This is a genomic window from Actinomycetospora sp. NBC_00405, from assembly GCF_036044095.1.
Lineage (GTDB): Bacteria > Actinomycetota > Actinomycetes > Mycobacteriales > Pseudonocardiaceae > Actinomycetospora > Actinomycetospora callitridis.
Map to the genome: position 1 here is coordinate 2331405 of NZ_CP107938.1, position 23032 is coordinate 2354436.

Annotated in this window: 16 protein-coding genes; 7 read left to right on the forward strand and 9 right to left on the reverse strand. The window is 74.3% G+C overall.

All coding sequences use genetic code 11. The features are described from left to right. Positions 1-76: 76 nt before the first annotated feature. The 5 genes from OG774_RS11540 to OG774_RS11560 are packed head-to-tail and all read right to left on the reverse strand — an operon-like array spanning position 77 to position 4189. Entirely contained in the window at positions 77-418 is a 342-nt protein-coding gene (locus tag OG774_RS11540) for a TraR/DksA family transcriptional regulator (RefSeq protein ID WP_328309525.1), read from the reverse strand. Between the two features lie 14 nt (positions 419-432). Further along, positions 433-1653: a THUMP-like domain-containing protein gene (locus OG774_RS11545; protein ID WP_328309527.1), complete on the reverse strand. Its 1221-nt coding sequence runs from the start codon at positions 1651-1653 to the stop codon at positions 433-435. Further along, positions 1653-2594 carry a class I SAM-dependent methyltransferase gene (locus tag OG774_RS11550; protein ID WP_328309529.1) on the reverse strand — a complete coding sequence of 314 codons (942 nt, stop codon included), beginning with the start codon at positions 2592-2594 and terminating at the stop codon, positions 1653-1655. The genes OG774_RS11545 and OG774_RS11550 overlap by 1 nt, the downstream gene beginning before the upstream one ends. After that, the gene (locus tag OG774_RS11555; RefSeq protein WP_328309531.1) at positions 2591-3370 is read right to left on the reverse strand and encodes an enoyl-CoA hydratase/isomerase family protein; all 780 of its coding nucleotides are present in this window, start codon (positions 3368-3370) and stop codon (positions 2591-2593) included. The genes OG774_RS11550 and OG774_RS11555 overlap by 4 nt, the downstream gene beginning before the upstream one ends. Before the next feature lie 54 nt (positions 3371-3424). Further along, the gene (locus tag OG774_RS11560; protein ID WP_328310915.1) at positions 3425-4189 is read right to left on the reverse strand and encodes an ABC transporter ATP-binding protein; all 765 of its coding nucleotides are present in this window, start codon (positions 4187-4189) and stop codon (positions 3425-3427) included. 154 nt (positions 4190-4343) lie between these two features. On the opposite strand from OG774_RS11560, the gene glgX reads away from it, so the two are divergent. After that, the gene (gene glgX, locus OG774_RS11565; protein ID WP_442873978.1) at positions 4344-6395 is read left to right on the forward strand and encodes a glycogen debranching protein GlgX; all 2052 of its coding nucleotides are present in this window, start codon (positions 4344-4346) and stop codon (positions 6393-6395) included. A 52-nt stretch (positions 6396-6447) separates the two neighbouring features. Here glgX and OG774_RS11570 read toward each other — a convergent pair whose 3' ends face one another. Together OG774_RS11570 and glgP are read right to left on the reverse strand one after the other, a co-directional pair. Next, positions 6448-7359 carry a DUF559 domain-containing protein gene (locus OG774_RS11570; protein ID WP_328309533.1) on the reverse strand — a complete coding sequence of 304 codons (912 nt, stop codon included), beginning with the start codon at positions 7357-7359 and terminating at the stop codon, positions 6448-6450. A 119-nt stretch (positions 7360-7478) separates the two neighbouring features. Beyond that, positions 7479-10016, reverse strand: coding sequence for an alpha-glucan family phosphorylase (gene glgP / locus OG774_RS11575; protein WP_328309534.1), 2538 nt, complete (start codon positions 10014-10016; stop codon positions 7479-7481). Between the two features lie 1853 nt (positions 10017-11869). Between glgP and OG774_RS11580 the strand changes: the two genes are divergently transcribed. The 6 genes from OG774_RS11580 to OG774_RS11605 all read left to right on the forward strand — a co-directional run bounded on the left by OG774_RS11580 (position 11870) and on the right by OG774_RS11605 (position 21551). Next, positions 11870-13966 carry an alpha-1,4-glucan--maltose-1-phosphate maltosyltransferase gene (locus OG774_RS11580; RefSeq protein ID WP_328310919.1) on the forward strand — a complete coding sequence of 699 codons (2097 nt, stop codon included), beginning with the start codon at positions 11870-11872 and terminating at the stop codon, positions 13964-13966. Positions 13967-14063: 97 nt separating this feature from the next. Beyond that, complete coding sequence (locus OG774_RS11585) at positions 14064-14573, forward strand: FxsA family protein (protein ID WP_328309536.1); 510 nt, start codon at positions 14064-14066, stop codon at positions 14571-14573. 66 nt (positions 14574-14639) lie between these two features. Next, positions 14640-16448: a maltose alpha-D-glucosyltransferase gene (treS, locus tag OG774_RS11590; protein WP_328309538.1), complete on the forward strand. Its 1809-nt coding sequence runs from the start codon at positions 14640-14642 to the stop codon at positions 16446-16448. Beyond that, entirely contained in the window at positions 16448-17896 is a 1449-nt protein-coding gene (locus tag OG774_RS11595) for a maltokinase N-terminal cap-like domain-containing protein (protein WP_328309540.1), read from the forward strand. The genes treS and OG774_RS11595 overlap by 1 nt, the downstream gene beginning before the upstream one ends. Beyond that, positions 17893-20121: a 1,4-alpha-glucan branching protein GlgB gene (gene glgB / locus OG774_RS11600; RefSeq protein ID WP_328309541.1), complete on the forward strand. Its 2229-nt coding sequence runs from the start codon at positions 17893-17895 to the stop codon at positions 20119-20121. The genes OG774_RS11595 and glgB overlap by 4 nt, the downstream gene beginning before the upstream one ends. Before the next feature lie 47 nt (positions 20122-20168). Then, positions 20169-21551, forward strand: coding sequence for a neutral zinc metallopeptidase (locus OG774_RS11605; protein ID WP_328309542.1), 1383 nt, complete (start codon positions 20169-20171; stop codon positions 21549-21551). A 70-nt stretch (positions 21552-21621) separates the two neighbouring features. Here the strand turns inward: OG774_RS11605 and OG774_RS11610 are convergent, their stop codons facing one another. Both OG774_RS11610 and OG774_RS11615 read right to left on the reverse strand, forming a co-directional pair. After that, positions 21622-22578 (reverse strand): tetratricopeptide repeat protein, encoded by a 957-nt coding sequence (locus OG774_RS11610; RefSeq protein WP_328310921.1) that lies wholly within the window; start codon positions 22576-22578, stop codon positions 21622-21624. A gap of 90 nt (positions 22579-22668) precedes the next feature. Beyond that, on the reverse strand, positions 22669-22986 hold the full coding sequence (locus tag OG774_RS11615; protein ID WP_274193240.1) for a thiamine-binding protein: 318 nt from the start codon (positions 22984-22986) through the stop codon (positions 22669-22671). Between the last annotated feature and the right edge of the window lie 46 nt (positions 22987-23032).

Sequence of the window (23032 nt, forward strand, 5' to 3'; positions counted from 1 at the left end):
GCCCTGAGCCCTGACCTCTGAACCCTGAGCGCACCCACGGCCCGGTCCTCGCGAGGACCGGGCCGCGGGCACGGCGTCACGCGGCCTCGGCGTGCTCCCGGCACGTGTCGGCCTGCGGGCGCGCCTCGAGACGCTCGTCGTCGATGTCCGCGCCGCACACACGGCAACGACCCCAGGTGCCCTCGTCGAGACGGGCGAGGGCGGCGTCGATGTCGGCGATCTGGCGGCTGCTCTCGTCGGCGAGACCCTGGCGCTCCATCGACTCCTCGACCTCGGAGCCGTAGTCGCCCGGGTGCTGCCCCAGCGATCCCTCCTGCTGCACGGCCACGGTGGGTGCGTGCTCGCGGGACCACGAGCCCATCTCACGCAGCCGGTCGCGCTCCTCACTCAGTACGCGGCGGGCCTTCTCGGCGTCCATGGGCTGGTGCCTCCTCATCGTGGGTCGGAGGTCGCGGATACCCGGTCGCTCACCGCCTCGCACACGTACGCCTCCGGCCCGGTCTCGAGACGGGCGAGGACGACGGTCGCCTCCTGCGAGCCCGCCAGTTTGAGGCGGGGCCGCAGGGCGTTCGGGTCGATGTCGAGGCCGCGGACGAGGATCTCGACGCGCCCCACGCCGCGCCGGCGCAGGGTCGTGCGCAGCGTCTTCTCGCTGTAGCGTCCGTGCTCGAGCACCCGGAACGCCCGGATGCCCGGCGGCGGGGCGTCGCCGGTGAGGTAGGCGAGGTGCTCGTCGACCCGCCACAGCCCGTGCCGCGCGCCGTACTGGCGCACCAGCCCGGCGCGCACAACGGCGCCGTCGGGGTCGACGATCCACTCGCCCGCCGGGCCCACCGGGCAGTCGTCGTCCTCGGCGTCGGTGACCTCCCAGTCCGGGCCGCGCGTCGAGAGGACGGTCGCCCGCCGGCGGGTCGTCGCGAGCCCCGCGGACCACAGCGCCGCCTCGCGGACCCGGCCGTCGAGGCTGACGAGCTCGACCTCGGTCGCCCAGGGAACGAGCGCCGGATCGAGGCCCGGGGCCGTCGACACCACCAGTTCGTGTGCGTGGCGATACGGACGTTCAACGTCAGCGGCGCCACGCCGCTGACACATCCCGGCCGCCTCGGCTAGCCCATCCAGCGGCGGGACGAAGTCGGCCGGGCGCCACGTCCGGCGGCCGGAGGCCGTGCGGCGCGCCGGGTCGGCGACGAGCACCGTGCCCCGGGTTACCGGCGCGAGGGCGTCGGCGCGCACCAGGGGCACGCCGGGCACGTTGACGCGCGCCATCGCCAGGCGCACCGGGTCGAGGTCGGAGCCCACCAGCCGCGAGGCCGTGTGCCGCAGGGCGTCCAGCTCCGCGCCCACCGAGCAGGTCACGTCGTGCACGTCGCGGCCCGCGAGCCGGGACGCCCGGTGGGCGGCGACCGGCGCGGCGGTGGCCTGCTCGGCGGCGTCCGCTGTGAGCAGCCAGCCGTCGGGGACGCGCCTCCGGACCCGCGCCTGCAGCAGCGCGGTCTCGAGCACGGGCGCGGCCCGGTCGCCGAGACGCTCGCGCAGCACCGTCACCGCCCGCAGCCGGTCGTCGCCGACCAGCTCCGACGCCCGGAGAACGGCCTCACGCCCCGCCGACGACGCCAGGTACGCGACGTCGTCGGGGGTGAAGGCGTAGGCCACTACACCCGGACGGGATCGGGCGGCCGCACCCCGGTGACCAGCGCGTTGTAGAACAGCGAGCGGGGCACGACCTTCGACAGCACGTGCTCGTCGACCCACGAGAGCCGCTGCCAGGTGCGGTAGGCGAACATCGCCCACCCCATGCCCAGCTTCCCGGGCGGCACCGCGGCCTCGAACGTGCGCACCGGCCAGCCGAAGACCGCCGCCGAGAGCTCCTCGGTGACCACCCGGACGTCGACCGCGCCCGCGGCGTGGGCGTAGCGCTCGAGGCGGTCGGGGTCGAAGACGTGCTGGTCGACCACCGACTCGAGCGCCGCCGCCCGCGACGACTCGTCGAGCTCGGCCTGCGGCTTGAGCCAGGACGACGGCGCGAACCGGGTCGTCGCCCACCACGTCGCCTGGCCGAGCTTGCGGGCGTAGAGGTCGCCGAGCCGCGTCGGCTCGCCCGCGAAGACGAACCGCCCGCCCGGCCTGAGCACCCGCAGGATCTCGCGGAACGCCGTGTCGAGGTCGGGGATGTGGTGCAGCACTGCGTGCCCGACGACGAGGTCGACGGACGCGTCGGGCACCGGGATCGTCTCGGCGTCGGCCACCCGGCCCTCGACGTCGAGGCCCAGGTTCGCCGCGTTGCGCGTCGCCACCTCGACCATCCCCGGCGAGAGGTCGGTGACCGTCCCCCGGCGCGCGATCCCGCCCTGCATCAGGTTGAGCAGGAAGAACCCGGTGCCGCAGCCCACCTCGAGGGCGTGGTCGTAGGTCTCTGCTCCGGGGCTCACCGCCCGGAAGCGGTCCACCGCGAACGTCGTGCAGCGCTCGTCGAACGAGATCGACCACTTCTCGTCGTACGAGACCGACTCCCAGTCGTGGTACAGGACGTTCGCGAGCTTGGGATCGTCGCGGGCCGCGTCGACCTCGGCCTGCGACGGGTGGGACACGCTCATCGGCCCAGGAACTGGGCCTTGCCGGGCCCGTTCTCGGCGAACGACCGCATGCCGATCGTCTGGTCCTCGGTGCCGAACAGCGCCGCGAACATCTCGCTCTCGAGGTTCAGGCCGGTGCGCAGGTCGGTGTCGAGCCCGCGGTCGATGGCGGCCTTGGCGGCGGCGATCGCGCGCGTCGGGCCGTTGACGAACTGGGTCGCCCACGCGTGGGCGCGGCTGTAGACCTCGTCGGGGGCGACGACCTCGTCGACCATCCCGAGCGCCAGCGCCTCCTCGGCCTTGTACATCCGGCCGGTGAAGATCACGTCCTTGGCCTTCGCGGGACCGATGAGCCGCGCGAGGCGCTGCGTCCCACCGCCGCCGGGGATGATCCCGAGGAGGATCTCGGGCTGGCCGACCTTGGCGTTGTCGCCGGCGATGCGGCGGTCGCACGACAGCGCCAGCTCGAAGCCGCCGCCGAGGGCGTAGCCGGTGATCGCGGCGACCACCGGCTTGGGGATCGTCGAGACGGCGCCGAACCCGTTCGACAGCTCGTGGGCGCGCTCGGCCATCTCGGAGTAGGTGAGCGCGGCCATCTCCTTGACGTCCGCCCCGGCGGCCAGCACCTTCTCGCCGCCGTAGACCACGACCGCGCGGACGTCGGTGCGTCCCGCGGCCTCGGCCGAGATCTCGGCCAGCTCCAGGTTCAGCTGCCGGTTCACCGCGTTCATCGGGGGCCGGTCCAGGCGGATGGTGCCCACCCCGCCCTCGACCTCGAGCCGCACGAACTCCGTCACCGGTGAGCCTCCTCGATCTGTGGGCCGACGATCTGATCCGGACCGGCCGCGACCCTATCTCCGGATCGCGGTGAAGCGACCGCGGCGGCTCGCGAGCTCGAGCGGCTGCCCGAACGTCGCCGACAGGTTCTCCGACGTCATCACGTCGTCGAGCAGGCCCTGGGCGACCACCCGGCCCTCGCGCAGGAGCAGCGCATGGCTGCAGCCGGGCGGGATCTCCTCGACGTGGTGGGTGACCATCACCGTCGCCGGACCCTCGGGGTCCGCGGCCAGCGCCGTGAGACGCGCCACCAGGTCCTCGCGCCCGCCGAGGTCGAGGCCCGCGGCGGGCTCGTCGAGCAGCAGGAGCTCGGGGTCGGTCATCAGGGCGCGGGCCAGGAGCACGCGCTGGCGCTCGCCGGTCGAGAACGTCCCGTACGCCCGTCCGGACAGCGCCGCCGCGCCCATGGCCTGGAGCAGGCCCGCGGCGCGCGCGTCGTCCTCGGGGTCGTACTGCTCACGCCAGCTGCCCAGGACGCCGTAGCCGGCGCTGCGGACGACGTCCTGGCCGGTCTCGTCGGTGGGGACGCGGCCGGCGAGGCTCGCGCTGGCCAGCCCGATCCGCGGCCGCAGCTCGAAGACGTCGACACGCCCGAGCCGCTCCCCGAGCAGCTCGACGGTGCCCGTCGTCGGGTGCATCTCGGCCGCGGCGAGCCGCAGGAGCGTCGTCTTGCCGGCCCCGTTCGGTCCCAGCACCACCCAGCGCTCGTCGAGCTCGACGGTCCAGTCGAGGTCGGCGAGCAGGTCGTTGCCGCTGCGCCGTACGCCCACGCCGGTCATGTGGATCACGGTGTCCGGATCGGGCACGTGCTCGGTCACTCGCTGGGTCACCCCGTGGATTCGCGCCGGTGTCCACCTCGGTCGCCGACCATCCTGTCGGATCACACTCCGCTTCGGGCGACGGCCCGCCCCCGATCGGGCACGATCCCCTCCGATGTCCACCACCCCGATCGACGTCGGCGAGCGCGGCACCCACCTGGAGGGCGACATGCTGCGCGCGTGCGTGCCCGCCGGGCCCAGCGTCGAGGCGGTGGAGCTCTGCCTCCCCGGCCCTGGCGGTGAACGGCGGATCGAGCTGGGCCGTTCGGGCGACGGGTGGTGGCGCGGCACCGCCGACGGCGTCGCCGCGGGCGACCCGTACGGCCTGCGCGTCCACGGCCCGTGGGAGCCGGGACGAGGGGTGCGCACGAACCCCGCGAAGCTCCTCGTCGACCCCTGGACGCGACGCGTCGAGGGCTCGGTCACCTCGCTGGCGGCCGCGCGCGCCTTCGAGGGCACCGACCCGTTCTCGGCCCGCCCCGACGACCACGACTCGGCGGGCTCGGTGCCGCACGGGATCGTCACCGCGCCGCTGGAGCCCATGACGGGCGCGCGTCCCGGGGTGCCGTGGCCGGACACGGTGATCTACGAGACCCACGTCCGCGACCTCACGATGCGCCACCCGGCCGTCCCCGAGCACCTCCGCGGCACCTACGCCGGGCTCGCCCACCCCGCGGTGATCGACCACCTCGTCGGGCTCGGCGTGACGACGCTCGAGCTGCTGCCGGTGTTCGCCCACGCCGACGAGCCGAGCCTGCTCTCCCGCGGGCGCACCAACCACTGGGGCTACTCGACGCTCGCCTACCTCGCCCCGCAGCCGCGCTACGCCTCGACGCCCGGCCGCGAGGTCGAGGAGTTCCGGGCGATGGTGGCGACCCTGCACGCCGCGGGCCTCGAGGTCGTGCTCGACGTCGTGTTCAACCACACCTGCGAGGGCGGCGCCGACGGCCCGTCGCTGTCGTGGCGCGGCCTGGACGCCGCCGGCTGGTACGCCCTCGACGCGCGGGGCCGCGACGTCGACCTCACCGGCTGCGGCAACACCCTCGACGCCGCGTCGCCGCTGGTCCGGAGCCTGGTCGTCGACTCCCTGCGCCACTGGGTGACGACGATGGGCGTCGACGGCTTCCGATTCGACCTCGCCTCCACCCTGGGACGACCCCGCGGCGGCGGCTTCGACCCGGCCGCGCCGCTGCTCACCGACATCACCTCGGACCCGGTGCTCTCGACCGTCAAGCTGATCGCCGAGCCCTGGGACGCCACCGGCGAGGGCTACCAGGTGGGCGGCTTCGGGCCCGGGTGGGCGGAGTGGAACGGGCGGTTCCGCGACGACGTGCGCGACTTCTGGCGCGGCCACGGCCCGCTCTCGGCGGTCGTCACCCGCATCGCAGGCTCCTCGGACCTGTACTGGCCCGCCCGCACCCCGGCCGCGTCGGTCAACTTCGTCACCGCGCACGACGGCTTCACCCTCGCCGACCTCGTGTCCTACGAGCACAAGCACAACGAGGCCAACGGCGAGCAGGGCCGCGACGGCACCGACGACAACCGCAGCGCCAACCACGGCGTCGAGGGGCCGACCTCCGACCCGGCGATCCTGGGGCTGCGGGCCCGGCAGGCGCGCAACCTGCTCACCACCCTGCTGCTCTCGGCCGGCACACCGATGCTGCTGGGTGGCGACGAGCTCGGCCACACCCAGCACGGCAACAACAACGTCTACTCGCTCGACGACGAGACGTCCTGGCGCGCGTGGGACTCCCCGGAGCTCGTCGACTTCATCGCCCGCGCGCTGTCCCTGCGGCGCGCCACCCCGGCGCTGCGCCGCACCGACTTCTTCTACGGCCGCGCGGACACCGACCCCGACGGCGCCGCCCCGGACATCGCCTGGCTGCACCCCGACGGCCGCGAGTTCACCGAGCCCGACTTCCACGCCCACGGCCGGACGCTCGTGGTCCGCGTCGACGCGGCGCCCTCGCTGCTGCTCGTGCTCCACGCCGGCGACGCCCCCGTCGACGTCCTCCTGCCGGCCGCCTTCGGCGACGCCGCCTGGACCCCGGTGCTCGACGCCGGCACGCCCGGCGGCGCCCCGGAGACGACCGACCCCCTGCCCGCCGGCGAGCCCCTCGCCGTCCCGGCCCACACGGCCCTGGTGCTGCGCGCGGTGCCGTCCTAGATCTATGTTCGTGGAGCGTGCGTTCCGCTGAGTGGAGCGTTCGCTCCACGTATCAAGATCTTGCCCGCAACGTCCTGCGGAGACGGGTGAAGAACGTCGCCGCGTCCTCGCGGAGCTCGTACCAGTGGGTGCGCAGGACCACCCAGCCCTCGGCGGCCAACGCCGACTGACGGGGCCCGTCGACGAGGAACGCGCGCAGGTCACGGTGGTACGCCCACCCGTCGACCTCGACGATCACCCTCTCCTCCTCGAACACCACGTCACCGAGCGCGCGGCCGTAGCCGGGCAGGATGATCTCGGTGTTCGCCGACCACCCGGTGATCCCCGCCCGGTCCAGCCCCCCGTGCAGCGCCCGCTCCTCCCACGACCGCGCGCCACCGTCCGCGAGGGCGATGAGTGCGGCACCGAGCACCGCTCCGCGGCGTCCCGCCGTCCTCGTGTGCGTGTCCCGCAGGCTCTCGAGGCTCACCGACCCCCTCTGCAGGGCGCGGTCCGCCACGCGCGCGCCCTCCTCGAGACCGAGGACCGTCGCGGCGTCGAGCACCGTGAGCGCCCTCGTCGTCACGGCGACGCCGCCGACCCGGGTGCGGTCGAGCGGGTCGATCACGCGGCGGGAGACGGCGACGTCGTCACGCGGGCGCGGACGGCGGCCCGGCGGCACCGCGGCACGGGGTCGGCCGGGCGCCGTGTCGTGCAGCCCCCACCACCACGCGGCGGAGGTGTCGACGAGCGTGGCGTCGGGGCCCAGCGACAACAGGGCCGCGACGGCGCGGGACCGCGGGGTCTCGTCGTGCTCGGCCACCTGGTACACCCGCGGGCCGGCCGGGAACCACGCCTTCGCCGCGACCTTGCGGGCCACCGCCTGGCGCGAGTAGCCGGCAGCTCCCGCCTGGTCGAGACTCACCACCCCGTACTGGCGGCGGATCAGCCGGCGGAGCGTGATGAGTTGCGCGTCGGTGCTCACGTCCCGTTCGACGCAGCCGCGCGGTCCCCGGATCCATGCCGGATCCGAGCAAGATCCGGGATCGTGGAGCGAACGCTCCGCTCAGCGGAACGATCGCTCCACGATCGGAGATCTTGCTGCTACGCCGGCAGCACGACCCGACCCAGCTCCGCGGGGGCGGCGAGGAGGTCGTGGCGGGGCAGCACGCGCACCGTGTAGCCCAGGACGCCGGCGTGGGGCAGGGCCACGACGGCCTCGAAGCGGTGGGAGCCGTCGTGGCCCGGGCCGATCGAGGTCATCGGCTGGACGGTCGACTCCGAGAGCTCGTCGGCGTCGTCGGCGCGGCCCACGACGGCCTGGACGAGCACCTCGGAGGGGTCGAGGCCCCCGAGCACGACCTCCGCGCGCACCGTCATCGGCGCCCCGAGCACCGGGGTGTCCGCGCCGCCCGAGGCGTCGACCTCGGCGACGGTCACGGACGACCAGGCGGCGTCGAGGCGCGCGCGGTAGGTCGCGAGCTCCTTGGCGCCGGCCCACCCGTCGGCCACGACGCGCGCGGCGGACCGGGCGGCGGGCGCGTACCACTGCTCGACGTAGTCGGTGACCATCCGCGTCGCCTGCACCTTCGGCGAGAGCGTCGCGAGCGTGTGGCGCACGAGCGCTGTCCAGCGGTCGGGGACGCCGTCGGCGCCGCGGTCGTAGAACAGCGGGGCGACCTGCGTCGAGAGCAGGTCGTAGAGGGCGTTCGCCTCGATGTCGTCGCGGCGGTCGGGGTCGTCGACGCCGTCGGCGGTCGGGATCGCCCAGCCGTTGCGGCCGTCGTAGAGCTCGTCCCACCAGCCGTCGCGCACCGACAGGTTGAGCCCGCCGTTGAGCGCGGACTTCATCCCCGACGTGCCGCACGCCTCGAGCGGGCGCAGCGGGTTGTTCAGCCAGACGTCGCAGCCCCAGTACAGGTAGCGCGCCATCGACATGTCGTAGTCGGGCAGGAACGCGATCCGGTGGCGCACGCCGTTGTCGTCGGCGAAGTGGACCATCTGCTGGATCAGGGCCTTGCCCGACTCGTCGGCCGGGTGCGACTTGCCCGCGATCACGAGCTGCACGGGGCGCTCGGGGTCGAGCAGGATCGACCTGAGCCGCTCGGGGTCGCGCAGCATGAGCGTCAGCCGCTTGTAGGTCGGGACGCGGCGCGCGAAGCCGATGGTGAGCACGTCCGGGTCGAAGATGCGCTCGGTCCAGGCCAGCTCCGGCTCGGACGCGCCGCGCTGCAGCCACGACGCCCGCACCCGCCGGCGGACCTCCTCGACGAGACGCCGGCGCAGCGTCCCGCGCAGCTCCCAGAGCAGGGAGTCGGAGACGCCGAAGAGCTCCGGGCTGCCCGAGGCCTCGGCCCCGGCGGTGAGGCCGCCGATCTCGCGGGCGGTCCAGGTGGGGCCGTGGACGCCGTTGGTCACCGAGCCGATCGGCACCTCCGGGGCGTCGAACCCGCCCCACAGGGACTGGAACATCCCGCGCGAGACCTCGCCGTGCAGCTGCGAGACACCGTTCGAGCGCTGCGCGAGGCGCAGGCCCATGTGCGCCATGTTGAACATGTCGCCGGCCGGCTCACGGCCCAGCGAGAGCACCCGCGACGGCTCGGTGCCCGGCAGCATGTCGGCGGTGAAGTAGTGCTCCACGAGGCCGACCGGGAAGCGGTCGATGCCCGCGGGCACCGGGGTGTGGGTGGTGAAGACAGTGCCGGCGCGGACGGTCGCGAGCGCCTGCTCGAAGTCGAGGCCGGCGTCGGCGACGAGCTCGCGGATGCGCTCGAGCCCCAGGAAGCCCGCGTGGCCCTCGTTGGTGTGGAACACCTCGGGGGCCGGGTGCCCGGTCAGCCCGCAGAACGCGCGGACCGCGCGCACGCCGCCGATGCCGACGAGGATCTCCTGGCGGATGCGGTGCTCCGCGTCGCCGCCGTAGAGGCGGTCGGTGATCTGGCGCAGGTCGGGGTCGTTCTCCTCGATGTCGGCGTCGAGCAGCAGCAGCGGCACGCGGCCGACCGACGCCACCCACACCCGCGCGCGCAGCGTCCGGCCGCCGGGCATCGCGACGCCGATCAGGACCTGTTCCCCCGAGGAGTCCGCGAGCAGGTGCAGCGGCAGGCCCTGGGGATCGAGCGCCGGGTACTGCTCCTGCTGCCAGCCGTCGAGCGAGAGCGACTGGCGGAAGTAGCCCGAGCGGTAGAGCAGGCCGACCGCGACCAGCGGCACGCCGAGGTCGCTCGCCGCCTTGAGGTGGTCGCCTGCGAGGATGCCGAGCCCGCCCGAGTAGTTCGGCAGGACCTCGCTGACCCCGAACTCCATCGAGAAGTAGCCGATCGCCGACGGCAGGCCCTCGGAGGCGCGGCCCTGGTACCAGCGCGGCTCGCGGAGGTAGGCGCGCAGGTCCTCGGCGCGCTCCTGCACGCGGCCGACGAACCCGGCGTCCTCGGCCAGCTCGGCCAGGCGCTGGGGACGGACCTCGCCGAGCATCCGGACGGGGTCGCCGCCGCACGAGCGCCAGACCGCCTCGTCGACGCCCGCGAACAGGTCCTGCGTGGGCCCGTGCCACGTCCAGCGCAGGTTCATCGCGAGCTCCTGGAGGGGCGCGAGAGCGGCCGGGAGCTGGGCACGGACAGAGAAGCGACGCAGAGCCTTCACGTGGCCGGAGCCTACGGCTCGACCCGCGACGCGCCGTGCGGCCCCACCTTCCCTGGATCGATCCCATGACTACGCTGCGTGGCGTGAGCGCGTTGGGGAGATGGTGGCGGTTCGGACGACGTTCCGCGGAGGCGCAGGGCCGGGACGAGGCCCCGCCCGAAACCTCGTCGGAGGCGCCCCGCGACGTCACCGGGGAGCAGGCCGCCGTCGGGTCCGACGGCGCCAGCAGCCCGCCCTTCCTCGGCGGTTTCGCGACGGAGTCCGGCAGCGAGACCAGCGAGGTCGAGACCGGCCCGCCGTCGGGCTCCTGGCGCCGCAGGCGCCGGGGCTGGGGGTCGGCCGAGGACGTCGAGGTCGGGCCTCCGCCGCCGCCCGACGCCCGCCCGCACGGGCCCACCACCGGCCCGTTCCCGATGCCCGGGCGCACCACCGGCCCGCCGTCCGGCGGCTTCCCGATTCCCGGCCGCCCCGCCGGGCCTCCGTCGGGAGGCTTCCCGTCGCCGGTGGAGCGATCGGCGCGGCCCACCGAGCGCCCCGTCGTCCCGCCGTTCGGGACGTACGGCCCCACGCGCGCGGCGTCGGACGACCCGGTGACGCCCGCCAACGGCTTCCACGCCGTGGGCGGGGACATGCCCGGCATGCCGGCCGGGACGGAGACCGGCGGCTCCCCCACCCCGACCCTGCCGCCGTGGCGCCGGCCCGCGACCCCGCCCTGGGGCGTCGCCACCGGCCGGCCCACCACGCGCCCCTCGTCGCACCCCGACCGGCCGTCCGCATCGATTCCGCCGGTTGCGGGTAGCGGACCAGGCATGACCTCGTCGTCGGACCGCGATCACGACCAGACGACCGGACGTGTGACCCCTCCGGTCGGGGACCGTCCTACCCCGGACCGTCCCGGTACGGACCGGCCCGGCACGGACCGTCCCGAGCCCCCCGCCGACGACGCGTCCTGGTTCATGCCCCGGACGCCCTACGCGCCGGTCGGCTCCGCGGCTCCCACGAACGACGAGCCAGAGACGGCGACCGTGACCACCGGGGACGTCCCGCAGGACTCCCCGGCGGCCTCCCCGACGGACCGCCCGACCGACGACGCGACCGCCTCCGGCCCGGGCTGGGGCACCGCCGCCGCGGGCGCCGCAGGCCTGGGCGTCGCGGGTCTCGCGGCCGGGGCTGCCTCGCGGTCCGGCGACCGCCCCCAGGAGTCCGCGAGTGCCCCGGCGAGCGCCCCGGAGAACACCACTCCGCCCCGCACGCGTCCGTGGCCGGACACCTCGGGCCCCGGCTCGCCCGCGCCGACCACGCCCGATCCGGTCGACCCGCCGGCGACGACCGTGTCCTCGGGAAACGGTGCCGACCCGACCCCCTCCTCGAGCACGCCCGACCCCGTCGACCCGCCGGCGACGACCGTGTCCTCGGGACACGGTCGCCACGTCGTCCCGGACGACGACGACCCCCTCGGCATCGGACCGCTGCCGGTCGACCCCGCCGATCACCCCGCCGACGACCCCGCCGACCACGCCGCCGACCAGGGCGGCTCGGGCCTCGCCCCCGACCACCCGCGCGACGAGGTCCCGGCCGTGGACACCGCGGCGTCCGCCGACACCGACCCCCGCGGCGGCGACGCCCCCGGCGACGTGACCGTGACCGACCCCGAGGGCGCGGACGTCCCCGCCGAGGAGCCGGCAGGCGCCCCCGCGACGGACGCCGACGCGGTCTCGCCCACGGCCGCCGCGCCCGCCGCCGGCCCCGACACGACCACCACCCCCGCCGACACCGCGACGACGGAGGCCACCACCGCCCCGGCACCGGCCCCCCGCGCCGGCATCCCCGCCGACGCGATCGATCGGCACGCCCTGCCGCAGGGCCGGCTCGGGATCGACGAGGTCACGCCCGAGGTCTCCGGCGGGCGGTTCCCGTCGAAGGCCGTCGTCGGCGAGGTCGTCCCGGTCGAGGCGACGGTCTGGCGCGAGGGCCACGACGCCGTCGCGGCGACCCTGGTCTGGCAGCGCTGCGGCGCGCAGAGCCACGGGCAGGACCCCGACGCCACGATCCCGTGCGGCGACGAGGCCCCGCGGAGCACGCGCATGGTGCCGACGGGCCCGCTGACCGACCGGTTCGCCGGCCAGGTGGTCCCCGACACCGAGGGCCTGTGGAGCTTCCGCGTCGACGCGTGGAGCGACCCGTGGGCGACGTGGCGCCACGCCGTCGACGTCAAGACGCGGGCCGGCCAGGGTGCCGCCGAGCTCTCCAACGACCTCGAGTCCGGCGCCCGCCTGCTCGAGCGGGCGGCCGACGGCATCGAGCAGCGCCTGCGCGACACCCCCCGCATCGCGGAGGACGACCCCGCGAGCGAGCGCACGGGCGGCATCGCGATGCCCCCGGTGCTCGACCTCGCCCGCACCCTCACCAAGGCCGCCGCGGAGCTGCGCGACACCGACCTCGAGCTGCCCCAGCGCGTCGGGCTCGCGCTGTCGGTGCCCGTGCACCGCACCATGACCGAGTACCCGGTGCGGGAGCTCGTGACCGAGGGCGAGACCCACCACGTCCAGGTCGAGCGCTCGCTCGCGCTCAGCGGCGCCTGGTACGAGTTCTTCCCCCGCTCCACGGGCGGCTGGGACGCCGAGGGCAGGCCGGTGCACGGCACGTTCGCCACCGCCACCCGCGAGCTGGACCGCGCGGCCGCGATGGGCTTCGACATCGCCTACCTGCCGCCGATCCACCCGGTGGGCACGGTCAACCGCAAGGGGCCGAACAATACCCTGACCCCGGGGCCCGAGGACGTCGGCTCCCCGTGGGCCATCGGCTCGGCGGCGGGCGGTCACGACGCGATCGACCCGAACCTCGGCACGATCGAGGACTTCGACGCATTCGTCGCCCACGCCCACGAGCTGGGCCTCGAGGTGGCCCTGGACCTGGCGCTGCAGTGCGCGCCGGACCACCCCTGGGCCCTCGAGCACCCGGAGTGGTTCACGATCCGCCCCGACGGGACGATCGCCTACGCCGAGAACCCGCCGAAGAAGTACCAGGACATCTACCCGGTCAACTTCGACACCGACCCCGAGGGCATCTACGCCGAGGTCCTGCGGATCGTCCTGTACTGGATGGAGCACGGCGTCCGCGTGTTCCGGGTGGACAACCCGCACACGAAGCCGCCGAACTTCTGGAACTGGCTGATCGCCGAGGTGCACCGCCGGGACCCGGGCGTGATCTTCCTGGCCGAGGCGTTCACCCGCCCGGCGCGACTGTTCGGGCTGGCCAAGGCCGGCTTCAGCCAGAGCTACACGTACTTCACGTGGCGCACGGGCCGCGACGAGCTGCGCGAGTTCTTCGAGCTGCACCGCGACCGGCTCGACGAGTGCCGACCGAACTGCTTCGTCAACACCCCGGACATCCTCCACGAGTCGCTGCAGGTCGGCGGCCCGGGCATGTTCGCCATCCGGGCGGCGCTCGCGGCCACGCTGAGCCCGAGCTGGGGCGTCTACGCGGGCTTCGAGCTCTTCGAGCACCAGCCCGTGCGCCCGGGCAGCGAGGAGTACCTGGACTCGGAGAAGTACCAGCTGCGCCCCCGCGACTTCGCCGGCGCGCTGGCCGAAGGGCGCAGCCTCGAGCCGTGGATCACGCGCCTGAACCAGCTGCGCCGCGACCACCCCGCGCTGCGCCAGCTGCGGACGGTGCGCTTCCACGACACCGACAACGAGGCGTTGCTCGCCTACTCGAAGACCGACCCGCTCACCGGGGACACGGTGCTGTGCGTCGTCACGCTCAACCCGTTCGGCATCGAGGAGGGCAACCTGCACCTCGACATGTCGGCCCTGGGCCTCGAGCGCCATGACCGGTTCGGCGCGTACGACGAGGTCAGCGGGCAGACGTTCGAGTGGGGCGAGACGAACTACGTGCGCCTCGAGCCCTGGCGCGACGTGGCGCACGTCATCTCGGTGCTGCGCCGCTAGGTCCCCCCACCCTGTGCGCCCGCTGAGAACCGGGCGCATCGGGCACGATCCGGGGGCGCCGGGCGTTGGACCGGACGAGAGCCCTGGGAGGTCCACCGTGCGCGTACTCGTCGCCCTGGCGGTCGGTCTGGCCGTCGAGATCACCGTCCTCGTCCTGGTCGGGCAGGCCATCGGGTTCTGGGGTCTGCTCGGGGTCCTGGTGCTGTCCGCGGTCGTCGGCTTCTGGGCCCTGCGTCACGAGGGCCGGCGCTCGCTGGTCGAGCTCGGCCGCGCGGCGCGCTCCGGGCGGCCCGCCGAGGCCGAGGTCGCCGACGGCATGTACGTGGCGCTCGCGGGCGTCCTGCTGGTGGTGCCCGGCCTGCTGTCCACCCTCGCCGCGCTCGTCCTGCTGGTCCCGCCGGTGCGCCGGGCGCTCGCCCGCCGCGCCGCCGACCGCGCGGTGCGCGCCGGCAGCGCACGGATGGGCCCGACGGTCACCGTCGCCGGCGTCGGCGGCCCCGGCGGGGCCGCGGGTCCGACCTGGGGAGCGCGTCCGGACCCGGCCGGCACCCGCTCGTTCCGCGGCACGGTCATCGAGGCCCGGCCCGCCGACGACCCCGACTCCTGACGGTCGTCGAGCCGCTGTCCGCCCGGTGCCGCGCGTGGCCGGGCTGGACCACTAGCGTGACGCCTGATGAACGAGGGAGTCAGCGCCGAGGCGGGCACGGTGGCGAACGAGGAGTCGGGCGCGCACGTCCGGGACCACACCGAGGACAAGGGCGCCCACGCCGTCGAGGAACCGAGCGCCGCGGCGTTCCGGCACGCGCGGACGCTGCCCGTCGACGGGGACTGGTACAAGCGCGCCGTCTTCTACGAGGTGCTGGTCCGGGCGTTCGCCGACTCCAACCGCGACGGGTTCGGCGACCTGCGCGGGTTGATCGACAAGCTCGACTACCTGGCCTGGCTCGGCGTCGACTGCCTGTGGCTGCCGCCGTTCTACGACTCGCCGCTGCGTGACGGCGGCTACGACATCCGCGACTTCCGCAAGGTGCTCGGCGAGTTCGGCACCGTCGAGGACTTCGTCGAGCTGCTCGACCAGGCGCACGCCCGGGGCATCCGCGTCATCACCGACCTCGTGATGAACCACACCTCGGACCAGCACCACTGGTTCCAGGAGTCCCGCCGCGACCCCGAGGGGCCCTACGGCGACTTCTACGTCTGGTCGGACGACGACACGCGCTGGTCCGAGGCCCGGATCATCTTCATCGACACCGAGGCGTCGAACTGGACCTACGACTCCCAGCGCGGGCAGTTCTACTGGCACCGGTTCTTCTCCCACCAGCCCGACCTGAACTTCGACAACCCTGCGGTGTGCGAGGCGATGCTCGACACGCTGCGGTTCTGGCTGGACCTCGGGATCGACGGGTTCCGCCTCGACGCGGTGCCCTACCTCTTCGAGCGCGACGGCACCAACGGCGAGAACCTCCCCGAGACGCACGCGTTCCTCAAGCGGGTGCGCAAGGTGGTCGACGACGAGTACCCGGGTCGCGTCCTGCTGGCCGAGGCCAACCAGTGGCCGTCAGACGTCGTCGAGTACTTCGGTGACGCCGAGATCGGCGGCGACGAGTGCCACATGGCGTTCCACTTCCCGCTGATGCCGCGCATCTTCATGGCGGTGCGGCGGGAGTCGCGCTTCCCGATCTCGGAGATCCTGGCGCAGACGCCGGAGATCCCGTCGAACGCGCAGTGGGGCATCTTCCTGCGCAACCACGACGAGCTGACGCTCGAGATGGTCACCGACGACGAGCGCGACTACATGTACGCGGAGTACGCCAAGGACCCGCGGATGAAGGCCAACATCGGCATCCGCCGCCGCCTGGCCCCGCTGCTCGACAACGACCGCAACCAGCTCGAGCTCTTCACCGCCCTGCTGCTGAGCCTGCCCGGCAGCCCCGTCCTCTACTACGGGGACGAGATCGGGATGGGCGACAACATCTGGCTCGGCGACCGCGACGGGGTCCGCAGCCCGATGCAGTGGACGCCGGACCGCAACGCCGGCTTCTCCAGGTGCGACCCGGGCCGGCTCAACCTGCCGGTGATCATGGACCCGGTCTACGGGTACCAGGCGGTGAACGTCGAGGCGCAGTCCAACTCGACGGCCAGCCTGCTGCACTGGAACCGCCGCATGATCGACATCCGCAAACAGCACCCGGCGTTCGCCCTCGGCTCGTTCCACGAGCTCGGCGGCACGAACCCGAGCGTCCTCGCCTACCTGCGTGAGCACACCGACGAAGAGGGCACCCGGGATGTCGTGCTGTGTGTGAACAACATGTCGCGCTTCCCGCAACCGGTGGAGCTAGACCTCATCGCCTGGAAGGGCATGGTCCCCACGGAACTCACCGGCGGGGTGCCCTTCCCGCCGATCGGTGAGCTCTCCTACCTGTTGACGCTGCCCGGCCACGGCTTCTACTGGTTCGCGATCCACCCGGCCGAGGAGCGCTGATGACCCCAGTGACGCCCGACGGGACGCCCGACGGGTCCGCCGACCCGCTCGCCGGACTCCACGACGCCCTCATCGCCTGGCTGCCCACGCAGCGCTGGTTCCCCGCGAAGGGCCGCAAGGTCTCCGGGGTGCGCACCGCCTCCCACTCCGTGATCTCCCAGCCCGGTGAGACGCCGACCGTCGAGCACGCGGTGATCACCGTGTCGTTCGCCGACGGGGCCGCCGAGGAGCGCTACCAGCTGGTCCTCGGGGCGCAGCACCAGCCGCCCGGCGACCTCGAGCACGCCGTGATCGGCCGGCGCCCGGCCGACCGCGGCGACGACGTGGTCTACGACGGCCTCGCCGACGGACGGATCAGCCGGCTGTTCCTCGCGCTCATCACCGAGAACGCGACGCGCGAGCCGCTGCGCTTCGTCGCCGAGCCCGACACCGAGCCGGTGATCGTGGGCCCCGGGCGCCCGCTGCAGGGCGAGCAGTCGAACAGCTCGGTGATCTACGGCGAGCGCGCCATCCTCAAGCTCTTCCGCCGCGCGACGACCGGGCTCAACCCGGACCTCGAGCTGCACCGGGCCCTGCGCCGCGAGGGCAGCGCCGAGGTCGCGCCCCTGCTCGGGGCGATCGAGGGCTCGCTGGACGGCGAGCCGATGACGGTGGCGATGCTGCAGGAGTACGCGGCGAACTCGGCCGACGGCTGGTCGATGGCCCTGACCAGCGTGCGCGACCTGCTCGCCGAGGCCGACCTGCGCGCCGACGAGGTCGGCGGCGACTTCGCCGGCGAGGCCCACCGGATCGGCAAGACGGTCGGCGCGGTGCACCGCGAGCTCGCCGCGGCGCTGGGCACCCGCCCGCTCGACGCCGAGGTGGCCGGCGAGGTCCAGGCCTGGATGCTCGAGCGGCTCGACCGCGCCGCGGCCGCCGTCGAGGGCGTCGCCGAGCAGCGCGACGCCATCGCCGCCGTGTTCCGCGGGGTGAGCGAGGCGGGCCCAACGACGATCCAGCGCATCCACGGCGACCTGCACCTCGGCCAGGAGCTGCGCACGCCCACCGGCTGGCTGGTCATCGACTTCGAGGGCGAGCCGTCGAAGCCGCTGGCCGACCGGGTGCGTCCCGACTCCCCGCTGCGCGACGTCGCCGCGATGCTGCGCTCGTTCGACTACGCCGCGTTCCACCAGCTCTCCGAACGGGAACAGGCCACCGACGATCCCGATCCACAGCTCGGGCACCGCGCGCAGGAGTGGGCCGACCGCAACCGGTCGGCGTTCTGCGACGGCTACGCCGAGGTCGCGGGGACCGATCCCCGGGACACGCCCGAGCTGCTGCGGGCCTACGAGCTGGACAAGGCGGTGTACGAGGTGCTGTACGAGACCCGGAACCGGCCGGGGTGGGTGTCGATCCCGCTCCGGTCGATGCGCCGGCTGCTCACGCCCGTGGGGCGGAGCCAGCGATGACCCGGTCCCGTCCGCTGACCCCCGCGCCCTCGGACCTCGACGTCCACCTGCTCATGGAGGGCTCGCACCGCGACCCCCACTCGGTGCTCGGCCCGCACCGTGACCCCGAGTCGCCGGGCACCGTGATCGTGCGTGCCCTGCGTCCCGGCGCCGACGCCGTCGACGTGGTGATCGACGACGGCCCGACGGCCGGGCGCTACCCGCTCGCCGAGGTGCACGCGGCCGGGGTGTTCGCCGCCGGCGTGCCCGGGCCGCTGCCGCGCTACCGCCTCGCGACCCGGCGCACCGACGAGACCACCGGCGAGACCGTCGAGACGATCGCGGACGACCCGTACCGGTTCTCCCCGGTGCTCGGGCCCGTCGACCTGCACCTCATCGGCGAGGGCCGCCACGAGCGGCTCTGGGACGCGCTCGGGGCGCACTTCCGCCGGTGGCCCACGCCCGCGGGCCCCGTCGAGGGCACGTCGTTCGCCGTCTGGGCGCCCCACGCCCGCGGCGTGCGGGTGTGCGGCGACTGGGACGGCTGGGACGGCACGGCGACGCCGATGCGCGCGCTCGGCTCCGGCGTCTGGGAGCTGTTCGTCCCGGGCATCGGCGACGGCGCCCGCTACGGCTTCCGCATCCTCACCCCGGACGGCAACTGGCTCGACAAGGCCGACCCGATGGCCTACGCCGCCGACCTGCCGCCCACGCCGGCGTCCGTGGTCACCACGTCGACGCACGAGTGGACCGACCAGGCGTGGATGACCGCGCGCGACGCCTCGGCCCCGCACAGCGAGCCGATGAGCATCTACGAGCTGCACCCGGGTTCCTGGCGCCAGGGTCTCGGCTACCGCGAGCTCGCCGAGGAGCTCGCCGAGTACCTCACCGAGACCGGCTTTACCCACGTCGAGCTGCTGCCCGTCGCCGAGCACCCGTTCGGCGGCTCGTGGGGCTACCAGGTCAGCTCGTACTACGCGCCGACCTCGCGCTTCGGCACCCCGGACGACTTCCGCTACTTCGTCGACCGCCTGCACCGCGCGGGCATCGGCGTGATCGTCGACTGGGTGCCCGCCCACTTCCCCAAGGACGAGTGGGCGCTGGCGCGCTTCGACGGCACGCCCTGCTACGAGCACGGCGACCCGCGCCGCGGCGAGCAGCTCGACTGGGGCACGCTCGTGTTCGACTTCGGGCGCTCCCAGGTGCGGAACTTCCTGGTCGCCAACGCCCTGTACTGGCTCGACCAGTTCCACATCGACGGTCTCCGCGTCGACGCCGTCGCCTCGATGCTCTACCTGGACTACTCGCGCACCGAGTGGACCCCCAACCGCTACGGCGGCCGCGAGAACCTCGAGGCGGTGTCGTTCCTCCAGGAGGTCAACGCCACCGTCTACAAGCACCACCCGAGCGTCGTGACGATCGCCGAGGAGTCGACGGCGTGGCCGGGTGTCACGCGCCCGACCCACCTCGGCGGGCTCGGCTTCGGCTTCAAGTGGAACATGGGCTGGATGCACGACACGCTCGACTACATCGGGCGCGACCCGATGTACCGGGGCTACCACCACAACCAGATGACGTTCTCGATGACGTACGCGTACAGCGAGAACTACGTGCTGCCCCTGTCGCACGACGAGGTCGTGCACGGCAAGGGCTCGTTGTGGACGCGACAGCCCGGTGACGACGACCGCAAGGCCGCGGGCGTTCGCGCGCTCTTCGGCTACATGTGGGCGCACCCGGGCAAGCAGCTGGTGTTCATGGGCGGCGAGTTCGGCCAGGTCCGCGAGTGGTCCGAGGAGCGCTCGCTGGACTGGGAGCTGCTCGACGACCCCCGTCACGGGGGCCTGCGCCGGCTGGTGGGCGACCTCAACGCGGCCTACCGGTCGACGCCGGCCATGTACGAGCTCGACGTCGACCCGGCGGGCTTCTCGTGGATCGACGCCAACGACGCCACGGGCAACGTGCTGTCGTTCCTGCGCCACGACCGCGAGGGCAACGCCGTGGCGTGCCTGGTGAACTTCGCCGGCGTCGACCACCCGAACTACCGGGTGGGCCTGCCGCAGGCGGGTCGCTGGCGCGAGGTCATCAACACCGACGCCGACGTGTACGGCGGACGCGGGGTCGGCAACTACGGCGCCGTCATCGCCTCGTCGAGCCCGTGGCACGGACGTCCGGCGTCCGCGGAGGTCACCCTCCCGGCGTCCGGGGTGATCTGGCTGGCCCTCGACCGCAGTTCCCCGGCCCCCTGACCCGGATCCGCACGCGCGGCGCCGACGGGCCGGGCATGATGTCGGCCGTGCGGGGATCGCTCGGGCGAGCGCTGGTCGTGACGTGTTCGGTGCTGGCCGTGCTGCTGACCTCGGCGTGCGCGTTCCCCGTCGACGGGCGGGCGATCCCCAGCCGCGAGGTGACGATCGGGGCCGACCCGTCGTTCATCTCGGGCACCAACGGCAGCGAGGAGGACCGCCTCGCGGCCGCGACGATGCGCGACCTCGAGGGATTCTGGGGCGAGGCGTTCCCGCCGCTGGCCGGCGGGCGGGCGTTCCCGCCGCTGGCCGGTTACTTCTCGGTCGACCCGCAGGGCCGCGGCGAGCGCCCGGTGCCGTGCCTGCCCAACCCCCGGGAGATCGAGGGCACCGCGTTCTACTGCCCGCGCTCCGACGTCATCGCGTGGGACCGGACGAACCTGCTGCCGCAGCTGCGCCGCGAGTTCGGGGACGCGGCGGTGGTCGTCGTGCTCTCCCACGAGTTCGGGCACAGCGTGCAGGGCCGGCTCGACCAGGACGGCGCCCTCGCCGCGGCGCCGACGATCCTGCTCGAGGCGCAGGCCGACTGCTACGCGGGCGTGTTCCTGCGCCGCGTCCGCGACGGCGCGCTCCCCGACCTGCGCACGGGCGCGACCGGCATCGACGGGGCCATGGGCGCGCTGATCACCTTCCGCGACCCGGTGGGCACCTCGCCCCGCAACGCCGACGCCCACGGCAACGCCTTCGACCGGGTCTCGTCGTTCCAGGACGGCTTCGACGGCGACCCCGCGGTCTGCGCGTCGATGGGCCGCGAGCGGGTCTTCACCCAGCAGTCGTTCCGCTCCGCCGCCGACGAGAGCTCCGGGGGCAACCTCGGTGTCGAGGAGCTGATCCGGGCGATGGTCCCCGACCTCGACCGGTGGTTCGGCGACGAGGTCCGCCGTCGCGGCGGGCAGTGGACCGTCCCCGGCGCCGAGCGCGGCGACCCGACCTGCCCCGGGACGGACGGCGAGGTCCAGGGGCCCGTGGCCTGGTGCGGCGGTGAGGGCGAGCCGTCGGCGGTGCGCATCGACACCGGCGGCACGCTCGCGGCCGACCACGCCCGCATCGGCGACTTCTCGACGGGCACGCTGCTCGCCTCGCGCTTCGGGTCCGCCGCGCTCGCCGCGCTCGGGCGGCCCACGACGGGGCCCGAGGGCGGGCGCGCCGCGCTCTGCCTCGCCGGCGCCTACAGCGCCGCCGTCGGCACGGGCGACAGCGCGTTCGGCCTGTCCCCCGGCGACCTCGACGAGTCGGTGACCCTGCTGCTCAGCGAGGACACCGCCTCGCGCGGCACCGACGGCGTCGCGGCCGCGGGCACGGGCTACGAGCGCATCCGCGTCTTCCGCACCGGCGTCACCGGCGGCGCGGACGCGTGCCTGCGCGGCGTCTGACTGGACGCAGCGAACGCGCTGTTCGCTGCTTCTACGCGCGCAAAGTCCCCGTTCGCGCCGCCGGAGCGGGCTAGTACAGGGCGCGCGCCAGGGCCCGGCGGGCGGTGGTCACGCGCTCGTCCTCGGTGCCGAAGAGCTCGAACAGTTCGACGAGGTGGGTGCGCGCGCGGTCGCGGTCGTCCCCCGCGGTGCGCGCGACCGTCTGCACGAGCCGGTCGAACGCACCGGTGACGTCCTGGGCGGCCACCTGGGCGTCCGCGGCAGCGATCTGGGCGTCGACGTCGTCGGGCGCGGCGTCCGCACGGCCGATGGCCGACGGGTCGGCCGACTCGGCGCGCTCGAGGAACTTCACCTGCGCCAGCGCGGCCGCCGCCTCGGCGTGGGCCGGCTCGCTCGCGAGGATCTGCTCGTAGGCCTGGGCAGCCGCGGCGTAGTCGCCGCGCTCCAGGGCCTCCTCGGCCGCGACGATGCGCGGGTCCTCGGGCTCCTCGACGGGCTCGGCGTCGACCTCGCCGCCGGCGCGGGCCTCGGCCTCCGCGATGCCGGGCATCTGGTCGCGCAGCGCGTCGAGCAGCTGGGTGATCCACTGGCGCAGCTGCGGCTCGGGCTGGGCGCCGTTGAACGACGTCACCGGCTGGCCGCCGGCCACGACGACGACGTGCGGGATGGACTGCACCTGGAAGGCCTGCGAGATGCGCGGGTTCGCGTCGACGTCGATCTTCGCGAGGATCCACGCGCCACGACCCTCGGCCGCGAGCTTCTCCAGCACCGGCGAGAGCTGCTTGCAGGGCCCGCACCACTCGGCCCAGAGGTCGACGACCACCGGCACCTGCATCGAGCGCTCGATGACCTCGGCCTGGAACGTCTCCTCGGTGACGTCCAGGACGACGGCCGGCGCGGCGCCGCCACCGGCGGCGGGCGGGCCACCGCCGCCCGCGGGGTCGGCGGGACGCTGCGGGGCGCCGCCGGCGGGGGTGCGCTGCTCGGCGCGGGCCTTGAGGCCGGACAGATCGACGGCTCCGGCCATCGCGGACGAGAGCGCTGCGGCCTGGGCCGCCTGGTGGGAATCGGGACGTGCCACGAGGTCGAGTCTGCCAGGTGCGGCGAGCCCTCGTGGTCAGCCCTGCAGGCGTTCCTCGACGCGCGCGATCTTCGCCTGCATCTGCCCGGTGTGGCCGGGGCGGATGTCCGCCTTGAGCACGAGCGAGACGCGCGACCCGTAGCGCCCGGCCGCCTCGGTGGCGCGGCGCACGACGTCCATCACCTCGTCCCACTCCCCCTCGACGGAGGTGAACATCGAGGAGGTCTCGTGCGGGAGGCCGGACTCGCGCACGACGCGCACCGCCGCCGCGACGGCCTCGGAGACCGACCCGTCCTCACTCGGCGAGCCGTCGACACCGACACCGGACGGGGAGACGCTGAACGCCACGATCACGCGTCCAGCCTGCCACGTGCGATCCGCTGATAAATTCACCGACGCC

Excerpts from the sequence above, each read along its gene's own strand:
- glgB (WP_328309541.1), top strand. The coding sequence starts at position 17,893 with ATGACCCGGTCCCGTCCGCTGACCCCCGCGCCCTCGGACCTCGACGTC.
- glgX (WP_442873978.1), top strand. The coding sequence starts at position 4,344 with ATGTCCACCACCCCGATCGACGTCGGCGAGCGCGGCACCCACCTGGAG.
- treS (WP_328309538.1), top strand. The coding sequence starts at position 14,640 with ATGAACGAGGGAGTCAGCGCCGAGGCGGGCACGGTGGCGAACGAGGAG.
- OG774_RS11610 (WP_328310921.1), bottom strand. The coding sequence starts at position 22,578 with ATGGCCGGAGCCGTCGATCTGTCCGGCCTCAAGGCCCGCGCCGAGCAG.
- OG774_RS11540 (WP_328309525.1), bottom strand. The coding sequence starts at position 418 with ATGGACGCCGAGAAGGCCCGCCGCGTACTGAGTGAGGAGCGCGACCGG.
- OG774_RS11595 (WP_328309540.1), top strand. The coding sequence starts at position 16,448 with ATGACCCCAGTGACGCCCGACGGGACGCCCGACGGGTCCGCCGACCCG.
- OG774_RS11550 (WP_328309529.1), bottom strand. The coding sequence starts at position 2,594 with ATGAGCGTGTCCCACCCGTCGCAGGCCGAGGTCGACGCGGCCCGCGAC.
- OG774_RS11560 (WP_328310915.1), bottom strand. The coding sequence starts at position 4,189 with ATGACCGGCGTGGGCGTACGGCGCAGCGGCAACGACCTGCTCGCCGAC.